Raw genomic sequence first — 13,840 nt, forward strand, 5'->3', positions numbered from 1 at the left:
TGGTGCCGGTGCGCGATCAGCGGGAGACGCGGATCGGCATGATGAGGTACCGGTACCCGGAGATGACCTCGCCATCCTCGCCTGCGGGAGAAATCACCGCCGGCTTGAAGGCGTCCACGAAGCGCAGCAGTGCGTACTGGGCCCCCAGGTTGGCCAGGCCGTCGATCAGGTACTGCGGGTTGAAGCCGATGGTCAGCGGCTCGCCGGTGAAGGTGGCCTCCATCGCCTCGCTGGCTCGGGCCTCCTCGGTGCCGCCGGCCTCGACGACCAGGCCGTCGGAGCTGAAGCTGAGCAGCACCGGGGTGGTCCGCTCGGCGACCAGGGCGACCCGCTTGACCACCTCGATCAGGGTACTCACCGGGACCCGTGCCTCGGCGTTGCTGGTGGCCGGGAAGAGCGAGCGGACCGGCGGGTAGTTGGCCCCGTCGAGCAGCCGGCTGGTGGTCCGGCGGGTGCCACCGGAGAAGCCGATCATGCCTTCACCGGCGCCACCCTGCGACAGCGCCATGGTCACCTGGCCGCCGAGCGGGCCGAGCGCCTTCGCGGTGTCGTTCAGGGTGCGGGCGGGCACCAGGGCGTTGATGCTGATCTCCGGGTCGTCCGGGGTCCAGTCCATCTCGCGCAGGGCGAGCCGGTAGCGGTCGGTGGCGAGCATCGCCAGGGTGCCACCGGAGAGTTCCAGCCGGACGCCGGTCATCATCGGCAGCGTCTCGTCCCGGCCGGCGGCGATGGCCACCTGGGCGACGGCGGCGGCGAAGGCGGCGGCCTCGACGGTGCCGGCGCTCTCCGGCATCTCCGGCAGGGCGGGATAGTCCTCCACCGGCATGGTCGGCAGGGTGAATCGGGCGCTGCCGCAGACCAGTTCCAGATGGGCGCCGACCGCGGCGATGTCCACCGGCTTGGCCGGCAGTGCCTTGGTGATCTCGGCGAGCAGCCGACCGGAGACCAGGGCGGCGCCGTCGGCGTCCCCCTGCACCTCGACGGACACCTGGCTGGAGACCTCGTAGTCGAAGCCGGAGACCTGGAGATTGCCGTCGGTGACCCGCAGCATCACCCCGGCGAGCACCGGCACGGACGGCCGGCTGGGCAGGCTCTTCGCGGTCCAGGCCACTGCTTCGGCGAGCGCGTCGCGCTCCACTCGGAACTTCATCAATGCCTCCGCGTCGACGTCAGCGACAACTCTCTCATGCCGACCGCTTCCCACCGTCCCGCCCGACCGTGCGGGTTCCCATCGCACCTTAGGGCGCGTGGGCATCGGCTGTGCGCCCGACCCCGTGGATCCCGGTGCCGGGGCGACTGCCGACGGCAGCGCCGGCAACGATCCACAGGAAGCCCAACGGTGATGATTGGTTTTTGATTCTTCAGAAGAGATAACTCATCGTCTTCATCGCACCTGTGCAAACTGTGGGTAACTCGCGTCTTCGCAGCTCAGACACGTTATCCACCGGTGGGTTAGCTGTGGAGAACCAGGGGGAAAACCCGGTCGGTGGTCCACAGGCACCCGGTGTCCCCACAGTTGTCCACCGTCGTCCACCGGTTATCCACCGGTTATCCACCGGGTTTACCCCCAGCGCTGTGGACGACGGTGGCGGCCCGGACCGGCGTTGTCCCCAGAACCTTCAACAGGTTGCCCACAGGCCGACCGTCGGCTGTGGACGACGCGACGGTTGTGCACAGCCGTCCACAGCACTGTCCCCAGGGTTTATCCACAGTCTGTGGGTAACCGGTGTCGAACACAGCGTGGTTATCCACCGGTTGTGGAACAGGGGGTGTGGACAACCGGGTCGTCCTGTGGACAAACATGGCGTGGAAGTTCCACGATCCTGCCCCGTCGGCCCGGTGGAGGGACGCTTCCCCGGGGTCTCCCGGGCACGAAGACGCCCGGCCGAGGTGGTCGGCCGGGCGTCGGTGGCGGAGCGGAAGTGGCGTACGTCTCAGGTGTTCTGCTTGATCCGGTTGGTCAGCTCGGCGATCTGGTTGTAGAGCGAGCGCCGTTCCGCCATCTGCTGACGGATCTTCCGGTCGGCGTGCATCACTGTGGTGTGGTCTCGACCGCCGAACGCCTGTCCGATCCGGGGCAGCGACAGGTCGGTCAGCTCGCGACACAGGTACATCGCCACCTGGCGGGCGTTGACCAGCACCCGGGAGCGTGAGTGCCCGCGCAGGTCCTCCAGGCTCACTCCGAAGTACTCCGAGGTGGAGACCATGATCTGGTCGGCGGTGATCTCCGGTCCGGTGCCGTCGGGGATGAAGTCCCGCAGCACCTCCTCGGCCAGCGACAGCTCGACGGTGGACCTGGTGAGGCTGGCGAAGGCGGTGACCCGGATCAGCGCCCCCTCCAGCTCCCGGATCGAGTTCGACACCCGGGAGGCGATGAACTCCAGCACGTCCGGCGGGGCGTAGAGCCGTTCCTGGGCCGCCTTCTTCTGCAGGATCGCGATCCGGGTCTCCAGGTCGGGCGGCTGGATGTCGGCGAGCAGACCCCACTCGAAGCGGGTCCGCAACCGGTCCTCCAGCGTCGCCAGCTGCTTCGGCGAGCGGTCGGACGTGATCACGATCTGCTTGTTGGCGTTGTGCAGCGTGTTGAAGGTGTGGAAGAACTCCTCCTGGGTCCGCTCGCGGTTCTCCAGGAACTGGATGTCGTCGATCAACAGGATGTCGACGTCGCGGTAGCGGCGCTGGAACGCGCTGGTCTTGTCGTCCCGCAGCGAGTTGATGAAGTCGTTGGTGAACTCCTCGGTCGAGACGTACCGGACCGAACGGGCGTTGCCGAGCGTCTGGGCGTAGTGCCCGATCGCGTGCAGCAGGTGCGTCTTGCCCAGCCCGGAACTGCCGTAGATGAACAGCGGGTTGTACGCCTTGGCCGGCGACTCGGCCACCGCGACGCTCGCCGCGTGGGCGAACCGGTTGGACGAGCCGATGACGAACGTCTCGAACATGTACTTCGGGTTGAGCCGGTTGCCGCTGCTCTCCGTACCGCCGGGGCGTCGGTCGCCGCCACCGGGGCGGTGGTCGACACCGGCCCGACCGGGGCCGCTGTCGGTGGCGCCGTCGCGGGACAGGCCGCGGGCACCCTGCTGATCACGCGGCGGTCGGCCCTGGTCCCGGTACGCGGGCTCGTAGCCGCGCAGGTCGGCGTCCGGCTCGGGGCGGTCGCGCTCCTCGAAACCGCGCCGCTCGGGGCCCGGTTGGTGCACCCGCATCGGTTCGGCGAAGCCGACGCCGAAGAGGGCGTCCTGGCCACCGTCCCGGCTGGCCGGGACCCGGGCCGGCCGCTGGCCGTCGTGTTCCGGTGGGCCGGCCTCGGGCTGACGGTCCCCGGACTGCTCCGGTGGGTCGGACTCCCGCTGGTAGGGCGGTGCCGGCTCGCCGTAGGCCGGTGGCCGGAATGCGGGGTAGTCGTCCAGGGGCGGGCCGGCCTCCCCCGGGGAGGGTTCCGGTCCGCTGCGGTAGACGGTGCCGGCCGGCCTGCCGGCGGCGTCCTCGGCGATCCGCACGGTGACCGCGACCTGTATCGGTCGGCCAAGTCGGCGGGTGAGCGCCTCGGTGATGGCCGGCCGCAGCCGCGACTCGATGACGTCCCGGGTGAAGGCGTCCGGTACGGAGAGCAACGCGGTGTCCTCGACGATCGCCCGCAACCGGGTCAGTCGGAGGTAGGCGCGCTGCTGGGCGGAGATGATCTCGTCGGCGAGTTCGTCCGTCGCCGCGGTCCACACCGCGGCAAGGTCGATCGTTCCGGCCACCGTCGTGCCACCCCCTCGCCTCTGCTCCCGGCCGCCGCTGTGGTCCAGCGGTCGTGCCGGGCCCGCCACCGCGTTCGAGCGGGTGGTACCCCTCACCCACGGACGGCTGACCGGCCGGCATCCACAAGTTATCCACAGCCTGTGTGTACCGACTGATCGGGGCCGCCCGCCGGACGCGGGTCGGACCTGCCCCCTGCCGAGGAGGGCGTTGAAGCGGGTTCACCGTGCCGAACGATTCACTGCCGGGTCCGGTCTTGCCCACCGGGAACAACCCGGATCTGAAGCTGACCGCAAACGCGCACGGTAACAGCGACGGCGGTCCGTCATCAACCGCCGCCATCCCGACGCCCCCGCCGAGATCGGGGCAGAACGCCTGATCGGCCGCCGTCTCGACCGCTGCCGTGCCGGCCTTGGGCAGTTTGACGGTCATTGCCCCCCTGCGTAGGCTGGAATGGCTGCTCTATCGCCCTCTGCTAGGGTGATGGGTGCTTGCTGTCCGTGGTCGTAGCCTCGTCTCGCCGAGGTTCCGCGTCACCGGGCAGTACCGATCGGGGGCCACCGCCGAGGTGGTCTGGTCCACCACACGACCCCGGGCGAACCCGTGCCGGGGACGTACGAAAACGGAGAGCCTGACGTGAGCAAGCGCACCTACCAGCCGAACAACCGCCGGCGCGCGAAGACCCACGGCTTCCGGCTGCGCATGCGCACCCGTGCCGGCCGCGCCATCCTGTCGACCCGCCGTGCCAAGGGCCGTACCCGCCTGTCGGCCTGAGGCCGACGGGTCCGGTCCGGGGGCGTGGACAGTCGTGCTGACGGCCGCGCAGCGCCTGCGGCGTAGTAACGACTTCGCCGCAGCGGTCCGGGGTGGTCGCCGCGTCGGGCGTGGTGCCGTGGTCGTCCACCTGACGCTACCGGCGGCCGCCACACCCCTCGGGACCACACCACTCGGGGCAACCTCGTCGGAGCCGGCGCGGAGCACCGACCCGGAGATGATCTCCGAGTCGAGCCGCGCCGGCTTCGTCGTGTCCAAGGCCGTCGGGCCCGCCGTGGTCCGCAACAAGGTCCGCCGCCGGCTGCGGCACCTGGTGCGCGACCGGCTGGCCGCACTGCCGGCCGGCAGCACCCTGGTGGTACGCGCCCTGCCCACCGCGGCCGGGACGCCGTACACCCGGCTGGGGACCGACCTGGACGCGGCGATCGCCGCCGCCCGGACGTCCCGGGGACGGCGGTCACGATGAGCAGCGGACCCGTCGTGTCGGCACGCCGGAGCATGGGTGCCCGGATGCTCAGTGGTCCCATCATCGCGTACCGTCGTTGGATAAGCCCGGCGCTGCCGGCCCGCTGCCGGTTCTACCCGTCGTGCAGTGCCTACGCCCTGGAGGCGGTTACCCGTCACGGTGCGCTCCGGGGAGCCGGCCTGACGGTCCGGCGGCTGTCGCGCTGCCACCCTTTCCACCCTGGTGGACACGACCCGGTGCCGGAGCCGGGCGGCCGCCGACGCGCCGACGTGACTGGAGTCTGAGAATTGAGTCTCGACTGGATCTACTACGCGATCTCGTGGATCCTGCTGACCTGGCACTCGGCGTGGGACGCCATCGGAGTGCCGGTCCGCACGGTGCTCGGCACGAACTGGTCGTGGATTCTCGCCATCGTCTTCCTGGTGGTCACCGTCCGGGTGATCCTCTTCCCGGTCTTCGTCAAGCAGATCAAGTCGCAGCGGGCGATGCAGGCGCTCCAGCCGAAGGTCAAGGAGCTCCAGGAGAAGCACAAGGGTGACCGGGAGACGCTCCAGAAGGAGATGATGGAGCTCTACCGGAAGGAAAAGGCCAACCCGCTCATGGGCTGCCTTCCGATGTTCCTCCAGATCCCGGTCTTCCTGGGCCTCTTCCACGTGCTGCGCCGGCTCGACCCGGCCAAGGACGCCAAGACCCTCTACGGGTGGACGGCCGAGCAGTTCGACAGCGCATCGAGCGCCACGATCTTCACCGCCCCGATCGCCGGCAAGTTCGGCTCCACCGCCGACGAGCTGGCCCGGCTCGGTGCCAACGGCACCACCGTGAAGATCATCGCCGGCATCCTGGTCCTGGTCATGATGGGCACCACCTACCTGACCAGCCGTCAGATGATTCTCAAGACCGGCTGGGCGGAGGACCCGCAGCAGCGGATGGTGCAGCGCCTGATGCTCTACGGCATCCCGCTCTCCCTGCTGATCTCCGGCTCGATCTTTCCGATCGGTGTGATCATCTACTGGGTCACCAACAACCTGTTCACCCTCGGCCAGCAGCAGTGGGTACTCCGCAAGTTCCCGCCGTTGGTGACCAACAAGGGAGTCGCCGGCAACAAGGCGACGACCACCGCCGGCCGAGGCCCGGTGCAGCCGGCCAAGACCGGCGGCTTCCTCAACCGGAACAAGCCCGTAGCGCAGGTGCCGGCCAAGCCGACCGCGCCGAAGGTCGCCGGGCCGAAGCCGGGTGCCAAGCCGGCCAATCCGAAGAAGGGCCCGGCCAAGCGTCAGGGCTGACCCACCGGGCCGCCGTCGGGAAGACCGACGGCGGCCTTCCGGTGCCGCGCAGCCGCCGTCCCGGCCGGCGCCGGAAGGCCGGAACCGCCGCGCCCCGCGCGGACACGGGCGAGACTGCCCGTACCAGACGTGCCCGTGACCGAACCGGCCCCCTTCCCGCCGGTCGCCCGGGAGACCAGCGGACCCGACGGTCCGGCCGAGCTAGTACGGAGATGACACCGTGACCGACACCAGCATCCCCAGCGCGGACGCCTCGCTCGACGAGGAGACCGTCCCGACCGCCGCGACCGGTGAGGGTGAGCCCGAAGAGGGCGGCAGGGAGAAGAAGCAAGCCGGCGAGGGCGAACTGTTCGCGCAGAGCGAGATCGCCGCCGACTACATCGAGGGCCTGCTCGACATTCTCGACTACGACGGCGACATCGACGAGCTGGTCTCCGGTGGCCGCCCGGTCGTCGAGGTGGTCGGTGGCCGGTTGCAGAACCTGGTCGGTCAGCGGGGAGCCACCCTGGAGGCGCTCCAGGAGCTGGCCCGGCTGGCGGTGTTCCGGCAGACCGGCTCGCCGAGCCGGCTTTTGCTCGACGTGGGCGGCTACCGGGCCACCCGCCGCAAGGAACTCGCCGCCGTCGCCAAGAACGCGGTCGAGAAGGTGAAGGAGCACGGCGAGCCGGTGCGGCTGGAGCCGATGTCGGCCTTCGAGCGCAAGTGCGTGCACGACGTGGTCAACGCGATGAGCGGGGTGGAGAGCGAATCCGAGGGTGTCGAGCCGACCCGACGCATCGTCGTCCGGCCGGCGGACTGAACTGGTGACGCCCGACGACCTCACGACGGATGCCGGTCCCGGCCCGGGTGGTACGCCGCCCGGGCCGTCGCCCGAACGCCCCGTCCCCTCCGCGCAGGACGCCGCGCTTCCGGCCGAGTTGGCCACCGCCGCGCGGGCACTCTTCGGTGACCGGCTCGACCTGGCTGCCGGGTACGCCGAACTGCTCGCCACCGACGGTGTGGTGCGCGGACTGATCGGCCCCCGGGAGGCGCCCCGGATCTGGGACCGGCACCTGCTCAACTGCGCGGCCGTCGCCGAGCTGATTCCGCCCGACGCCAGTGTGATCGACGTCGGCTCCGGGGCGGGGCTGCCCGGTGTGGTGCTGGCGATCGCCCGTCCCGACCTGACCGTCGTCCTGGTCGAGCCGTTGGCCCGGCGTACCTCGTTCCTGGTCGAGGCGGTGGAGCGACTCGGGCTGGCCAGGATGGTCCGGGTCTTCCGGGGCCGGGCGGACGAGGCGGCTTCCGGGGTGACCGGGGTCGGCCCGTTCACGGCCGACGTGGTGACCGCCCGCGCGGTGGCACCACTGGATCGGCTCGCCACCTGGAGCCTGCCGTTGGTCGTCCCCCGCGGGCGGTTGATCGCACTCAAGGGTGCGTCCGCAGCCGACGAGGTCGCCGAGCATGCCGAGGCGGTGGCGAAGCTGGGCGGGAGCGAGCCGACGGTGCGACTCTGTGGAACCGACATCCTCGACCCGCCGACCACTGTGGTGGAGATCGTGCGGGAGCGGGTGGTCCGCCCGTCGGGTGTGAAGAAGTCGCCGAGGCGGTCGCGGGGTGGCTCGAAGCGCTCCCGCTGAACCCCGTCCGGTCTTGTCGTGCTTGCACAGTGACCCCGGTACGGCACGTTGTGGTAGTCCGGGGTTCCCTGGTTCGGGTTCCGCCGTCTAGCGAGGCAATGTCGGTAGCTCGGCTTCCGAGGTCCGTCGAGAACTGCGATGGACCCGCCGTGCCCGTCCCCCGTAGGCTGGCCGCGCGTCGATAGTGTGGGGCGGGCGGATGTCGGGTGCACCGGTCCGATCGCCCCCGCCGGGCCGTACCACTCCGCGGTGCGAGCGCGGGTACGGCCATGAGACGGGGTGCGGACCGACCATCCGGAGCGGGTAGGGATGACAGGTGCATGACGACGGCAGGTACGACGATCCACGGGTGAACGATCCCGAGGGGCCAGCTTCAGGCGTGGACCCTGTTTCACGTGAAACCGAACACCAGGCGTGGTCGGCCGGCGGACAGCCGACGATCCGTCCGCCCGAGCATGGGGCTGGGGGGCGACGCGAGCCCCCGGTGGTGGGTGCCGCGCGCCCCGTCCCCCAGTCGTATCTGCCGCCACCCGCTGCACCGGCCGGCTCCGACAGTCGGCCGCCCAATGCCCCGGACGGAAGGGCGACGGCCTCGGTGCGACGGAACGCGGGGGCGCCCTCGCGATTCGAGGCACCGCCGAACGGCAATCCACCACCGGTACCCGTGCAGCCACACCCAGGTGCGGTACCCGATGCGGCACCTGTGATCGACAGTCCTGCGGCCGAACTCGGGGCCGTTGCTGTCGACCCGGCAGATGCCGCGTACGTTTCACGTGAAACCCCGACGCGCGAAGAGGATGACCCACCGTTGGCTATGGAGGCGATGCGCGCCGTGCAGATCCTTAATCCGAGTGGCGAGGTGACCATGCCCCGCCCTGAGCGGACCCGGGTGATGTGCGTCGCCAATCAGAAGGGCGGCGTGGGCAAGACCACGACCACGGTCAACCTGGCAGTGGCGCTGGCCCTGCACGGCAACCGTGTGCTGGTGGTCGACCTCGACCCGCAGGGCAATGCGTCCACCGGGTTGAACGTCCCGCACCACACCGGAGTTCCGGACGTCTACGACTGCCTGATCGACAGTGTGCCGCTCGCGGAGGTGGCGCAGGAGGTCGAGGGTATCCCCAACCTGTGGTGCGTGCCGGCGACCATCGACCTGGCCGGTGCCGAGATCGAACTGGTCTCGGTGGTCGCCCGGGAGTCCCGACTCAACCGGGCCATCGAGGCGTACCCGGGGCACTTCGACTACGTCTTCATCGACTGTCCGCCCTCCCTCGGTCTGTTGACGGTCAACGCTCTGGTGGCCGCCCAGGAGGTGCTGATTCCGATCCAGTGCGAGTACTACGCCCTGGAGGGGTTGAACCAGTTGATAAACAACATCAACCTTGTTCGCCAGCACCTGAACCCGAAGCTGGAGGTTTCCACGATCCTGCTCACCATGTACGACCGCCGTACCCGGCTGGCCGACGCGGTGGAGCAGGATGTCCGGAACCACTTCGGCGACAAGGTCCTCCAGGCCGTCATTCCCCGTAACGTCCGTGTGTCGGAGGCCCCGAGCTACGGGCAGTCCGTGATGACCTACGATCCCGGATCGCGGGGGGCCACGAGTTACTTCGAGGCCGCCCAGGAGATCGCCGAGCGTGGCGCCAAGGAGCCGGTGAGCCGGAATGCGTAGTGCGGACGAGTCGCTGGGAGGCGTCGTATGAAGAACCGTCCCCGGGGCGGTCTGGGTAGAGGGCTCGGTGCGCTGATCCCGACCGGGCCGGTCCAGGAGAGCACGACCACGGCAACCATGCCCGTGGAGGTCGACCCGGGGCGCCCGGTGATCGAGACGCCTGCTGATCCGATGGCCGCGGTACCGCCGGTGCCCGCGCCGGTGGTTGTCGCGCCGCAGCATCACGAGCCGCCGCAGCATGACGAGCTGCAACTCAATCCGGTGCCCGGCGCGCGCTTCGCCGAGATCTCCGTCGACGCGATCGTGCCGAACCCCAAGCAGCCTCGGCACGTCTTCGACGAGGAGGCACTGGAGGAGCTGAAGACCTCCATCCAGGAGGTCGGCTTCCTCCAGCCGATCGTCGTCCGGCAGTTGGACAGCGAGAAGTACGAACTCGTCATGGGCGAGCGGCGCTGGCGTGCCGCCCAGGCGGTCGGCCGGGAGACCATCCCCGCGATCGTTCGGGAGACCAAGGACGACGCGATGCTCCGGGACGCCCTCCTGGAGAACATCCACCGGGCCAACCTGAACCCGCTGGAAGAGGCCGCTGCCTACCAACAATTGCTGGAAGAGTTCGGCGCGACCCACGAGGAACTTGCCCGCCGGATCGGGCGGAGCCGACCGCAGATCTCGAACACCATCCGGCTGCTGAACCTGCCCCCACAGGTCCAGCGGCGGGTGGCGGCCGGCGTGCTGTCCGCCGGCCACGCCCGTGCGCTGCTCAGCCTCGACGAGGCTGAGGCACAGGAGCAGTTGGCGCTCCGCATCGTCGCCGAAGGGCTCTCGGTCCGGGCGACCGAGGAGATCGTGGCCCTGGCGCTCAGCGACGGCCCGGCCAAGGCCCCGGCGACCAAGCGCCGTTCGAAGCCGCACGCGCCCGCGTTGACCGACCTGGCCGACCGCCTCTCCGACCGCTTCGACACCCGGGTAAAGGTGGACATCGGCCGGAGCAAGGGGAAGATCACCATCGAGTTCGCCACGGTGGACGATCTGGAACGGATCGTCGGCATCATCGGCGTGGGTGAGGAAGACGAACCGGAGCCCGAGGACTGATCACCGGACCATTCGTCGCGGCCGTGTACCCCAGTCGGGTACGCGGCCGTTTCGTTGGGTTCGATGCCGCTGCGGAAACGCCGGCGACGTCGACACCTCCGTCATCGCTGCCGACTCTCGCCCCTTGCCGGTACGTGTCGTCCGCGGCCATACCGCCCTCGGGTGTTCCGATCGGCAGGGTGAGGGTCTGCTTCAAGCTCATGCTCACGCCGGGTCGTAGTGGCCTCCCGGTCATGGATGCCACTACGACCTGGAAGTAGCGCGATCCTGTGCGGCGCATTCGGGGTTAACGGGGAGAGGCGGGGGTGAGATCGATCCGCCCGGGGAGAGGGGGACGGATCGCCCCGGCAGGTGTGGACCCCGGGTATGTCCTTGCGGCCCCCCGCTCCGCTCGGTGCGCCGCGAGCCGGTCGGCGTGGCGTCGCCGAGTTCCACGCCCATTCACACCACGTCGAGACTGAACCGGGCCCGGCAGCCAGCGGACTCGGGAGTTAGGTGGCGGGCCTGGCGATGCGGCCCGTCTCGTCGTCGTCCGATCCGGGCCGCGCTCAGATCGTCCTGGAGCATCTCAGCGATTTCACGCAGCCCCTGGGTAGCCCGGAGGTTGTAGTTGTCTCCTGGGCTGATCTGAGGGCATTGGGAGCGGTGGTGCGTTTGTGGGCGGCGGTGTGTTCGGAGCGCGATGCGTTTGTGGGGCATCCCGGGGGCGGCGATGCACGTGTGAGTCGCGGTACGGAGCCATGTTTCACGTGGAACGGATCTTCCCGGCCGATCCGGTGCCGAGGTCGTCGACAGTGCTACCTCACGGCGGATCCGGTGCCGTCCGAAGGAAGGCGATCGGAGGCACGCAGTCGCCATGTTTCACGTGGAACGGTCGTCACTAATCCACAAGCAGGACCGTCTTCCGTAGCGGTCTGCGGCATGCCAAACGGCCGACGGGTGGTCAGCTGCGGGGTAGGGCCCAACGCGACTTTGCGGGAACTCGCGCGATTTCTGAGGAGGCCAGGTGAGGGAGAGCGCGTCCGGCCTGGGTCAGGCCCGACGAGCAAAAGCACCTACCGGCGCAATGAACCGGGTCGAGCCACTGCCTGACAAGCCTGCTTCGATGCCCGCAGCGGCGCAGGACCCTGTGAGCCCGCAGGACCGTCTCGCCCACCCTCCTCACGCACCACCCGGCCGCTGAACCCTTCATCGCGCACCTACCGAACCGCTCGTCTGCTGGCACCTCTTGGCACCCACGCTTGCCGCCTGACCGTTGACACGTCCTCGTTCACACGCGCCCTGCCTACCGTCGACCCATCGATGCTTCATCGGCGCACAACCGCTCGTCGGCCTTCCCTCGGGCACGCTGGCCTCTGGACCGCGTCACCCGTTTCACGTGAAACCGTCCGACTGCACTCGATCTTTCTGGAACAACTCTCCCCGGCATCTGCCGAGCAGGCCGAGCAGGGAGAGGTCAGGAAGGGGCAGGAGCCTGAGCAGGCTCAGTCCCCACCAGGGCCACGGTTCCACGTGAAACCGAGAGGCTCGGTGCGGAATGGAAGCGCTAGCTTCCTACGGCCAAGCGTGCCCCCGGCGTCGCCGACAGGCCTCGCCGCCAGCAGGCCGCTCGCTCGCTCCTGCATCGCCCCCTCCACAAGGACGAGTCGACGGTGAGCTACGCCGGATCATCCACCGCCCGAGAGGCAGACGAAAACTCCCGCCATCCAGCAGCCCGAGCGGCCCCTCGATCGTTGTTCAGATCGGACCCATGAACCCTGTGAACAAGGCTGTGGATGACGGCCAAAGTTATCCACAGGAGTTTTCCACAGGCGGCACCCGTTTCACGTGAAACAGCGCGTCAGGGACCTCGCCAGCCTGTGGATGACGGGGTGTGGTGGTGATCTCATCAGCCTGTGGACAACCACTCCGGCTCCCCCTTCGACGCAGCGCGACGGTCGTCATTCTCGACCGAAATCCCTTCATGATCAGCGGCGTTCGGGGTAGGGACAGCGGTCCCGGACTCGGTTAGGGTCAGCGTCGTGCACGAGACCACCCCTCCCTCCTCGGTCCCGGACTTTACCCAGTGGCCGTCGTTCCCGTTCGAAGGCGACCTGCGGGTCAAGCACCTCGACGAACCGGTCCCTGTCGAACCTCCCCGCAAGGGGGAAGGACTCCGGGAGTGCGTCGCCTGCAACGCGCCGGACGACGCGTACATCTGGGTCGGTGAGCGTTGGCGGGTCCGAGCCATGGACCGTCCCACCGGGCTGCCGATGGTGCTGATCCTTGAGTCGCGATCGCACCTCGACCTGGGCGACCTGCCCAACCTGCTGGCTGCCGAACTCGGGGTGATGACCGTGCGTCTGGAGCGCGCGATCCGCTCGCTGGACGGCGTCGCCCGGGTGCACGTCAACCGGTGGGGCGACGGCTCCGCTCACCTGCACATGTGGTTCCTGGCGCGGCCGTACGGCCGGCTACAGCTACGCGGCACTTTCCTGTCGCTCTGGGACTCGATCCTGCCACCCATCTCCGAATCCCAGTGGCGGGAAAACCTGGCGCACGTCGCGGCCTGGCTGGCCGAGTTCGGTGGACGTCCCCTCGCCGAGCCGCCCCGAATCCAGTGGCAGACACCGTCCAGCATCGCTGCGCAGTCGTCGGCCGAGGCCGCTGCGGCTGCCGCCGGCGAAGCGGTATCGGTGATCGAGTCGGCGGAAGAGACTCCCCTCCCCGGGCCGGAGGAGAGCTCGGCCGACATTGTGCCGGAGGAGACTTCGACAGCTGCGCAGCGCAGCGCAACTGTCACCCCCGGGGCCGGTGGCGCTCAGCACACCGGGACCGGCGAGGGTGACCCCCTTGAGACCGACGACCACGACATCGTCGGCGAGCCGACCGTGGCCGCCACCCACCAGACCGACACCGCCGACGGGACCGATCCGGGAGCCGCAGCCGGGAGGACCGACGCGGCGGTCACAGCTGACCCGGACGGCGACCGGATCGACCGGACGGGCGCCGGGGCGGAGGACGGCGACAGTCGAACTGGGGCGGGGACAGGCGACATCGGGGTCGAAGGCCCGGCCGGCATCGGAACCGACCACCGGCTCGACAGCGAGACCGGAGCCGAGGACGACGAAGAGCGAACCGTCGGATCGGACCCCGAGCGGCGCTGACGATCTCTGGTGGCGAGGCGGACGACCCGACCGGGAGACGCGGCGCG

The 13,840-nt window shown here is 69.5% G+C and carries 11 protein-coding genes; 9 read left to right on the forward strand and 2 right to left on the reverse strand.

Translation table 11 applies throughout. The features are described from left to right. Nucleotides 1–16: 16 nt before the first annotated feature. Both dnaN and dnaA read right to left on the reverse strand, forming a co-directional pair. Nucleotides 17–1,150: a DNA polymerase III subunit beta gene (gene dnaN, locus AC0AIB_RS01630; RefSeq protein ID WP_328341690.1), complete on the reverse strand. Its 1,134-nt coding sequence runs from the start codon at nt 1,148–1,150 to the stop codon at nt 17–19. A 784-nt stretch (nt 1,151–1,934) separates the two neighbouring features. Then, the gene (gene dnaA, locus AC0AIB_RS01635) at nt 1,935–3,743 is read right to left on the reverse strand and encodes a chromosomal replication initiator protein DnaA (RefSeq protein WP_328341692.1); all 1,809 of its coding nucleotides are present in this window, start codon (nt 3,741–3,743) and stop codon (nt 1,935–1,937) included. A gap of 634 nt (nt 3,744–4,377) precedes the next feature. Between dnaA and rpmH the strand changes: the two genes are divergently transcribed. From rpmH to AC0AIB_RS01680, 9 genes are all read left to right on the forward strand, one after another. Continuing rightward, nucleotides 4,378–4,515, forward strand: coding sequence for a 50S ribosomal protein L34 (rpmH, locus tag AC0AIB_RS01640; protein ID WP_067300964.1), 138 nt, complete (start codon nt 4,378–4,380; stop codon nt 4,513–4,515). Between the two features lie 34 nt (nt 4,516–4,549). Then, entirely contained in the window at nt 4,550–4,981 is a 432-nt protein-coding gene (gene rnpA / locus AC0AIB_RS01645; RefSeq protein ID WP_465095856.1) for a ribonuclease P protein component, read from the forward strand. A 44-nt stretch (nt 4,982–5,025) separates the two neighbouring features. After that, a complete protein-coding gene (gene yidD, locus AC0AIB_RS01650; RefSeq protein ID WP_218108252.1) occupies nt 5,026–5,265 on the forward strand; it encodes a membrane protein insertion efficiency factor YidD in 240 nt (79 codons plus the stop codon). A 3-nt stretch (nt 5,266–5,268) separates the two neighbouring features. Further along, the gene (gene yidC, locus AC0AIB_RS01655) at nt 5,269–6,264 is read left to right on the forward strand and encodes a membrane protein insertase YidC (protein ID WP_328341706.1); all 996 of its coding nucleotides are present in this window, start codon (nt 5,269–5,271) and stop codon (nt 6,262–6,264) included. Nucleotides 6,265–6,484: 220 nt separating this feature from the next. Beyond that, entirely contained in the window at nt 6,485–7,063 is a 579-nt protein-coding gene (locus AC0AIB_RS01660; RefSeq protein ID WP_328341708.1) for a Jag family protein, read from the forward strand. Between the two features lie 118 nt (nt 7,064–7,181). After that, a complete protein-coding gene (gene rsmG, locus AC0AIB_RS01665; RefSeq protein WP_328348986.1) occupies nt 7,182–7,883 on the forward strand; it encodes a 16S rRNA (guanine(527)-N(7))-methyltransferase RsmG in 702 nt (233 codons plus the stop codon). 484 nt (nt 7,884–8,367) lie between these two features. Continuing rightward, nucleotides 8,368–9,555 carry a ParA family protein gene (locus AC0AIB_RS01670; RefSeq protein WP_442930855.1) on the forward strand — a complete coding sequence of 396 codons (1,188 nt, stop codon included), beginning with the start codon at nt 8,368–8,370 and terminating at the stop codon, nt 9,553–9,555. Between the two features lie 27 nt (nt 9,556–9,582). Continuing rightward, nucleotides 9,583–10,647 (forward strand): ParB/RepB/Spo0J family partition protein, encoded by a 1,065-nt coding sequence (locus AC0AIB_RS01675; protein ID WP_328341710.1) that lies wholly within the window; start codon nt 9,583–9,585, stop codon nt 10,645–10,647. A 2,021-nt stretch (nt 10,648–12,668) separates the two neighbouring features. Further along, complete coding sequence (locus tag AC0AIB_RS01680; RefSeq protein WP_442930595.1) at nt 12,669–13,793, forward strand: hypothetical protein; 1,125 nt, start codon at nt 12,669–12,671, stop codon at nt 13,791–13,793. The last annotated feature ends 47 nt before the right edge of the window (nt 13,794–13,840 follow it).

Source organism: Micromonospora sp. DSM 43699, assembly GCF_055517075.1.

Excerpts from the sequence above, each read along its gene's own strand:
- dnaN (WP_328341690.1), bottom strand. The coding sequence starts at position 1,150 with ATGAAGTTCCGAGTGGAGCGCGACGCGCTCGCCGAAGCAGTGGCCTGG.
- yidD (WP_218108252.1), top strand. The coding sequence starts at position 5,026 with ATGCTCAGTGGTCCCATCATCGCGTACCGTCGTTGGATAAGCCCGGCG.
- AC0AIB_RS01675 (WP_328341710.1), top strand. The coding sequence starts at position 9,583 with ATGAAGAACCGTCCCCGGGGCGGTCTGGGTAGAGGGCTCGGTGCGCTG.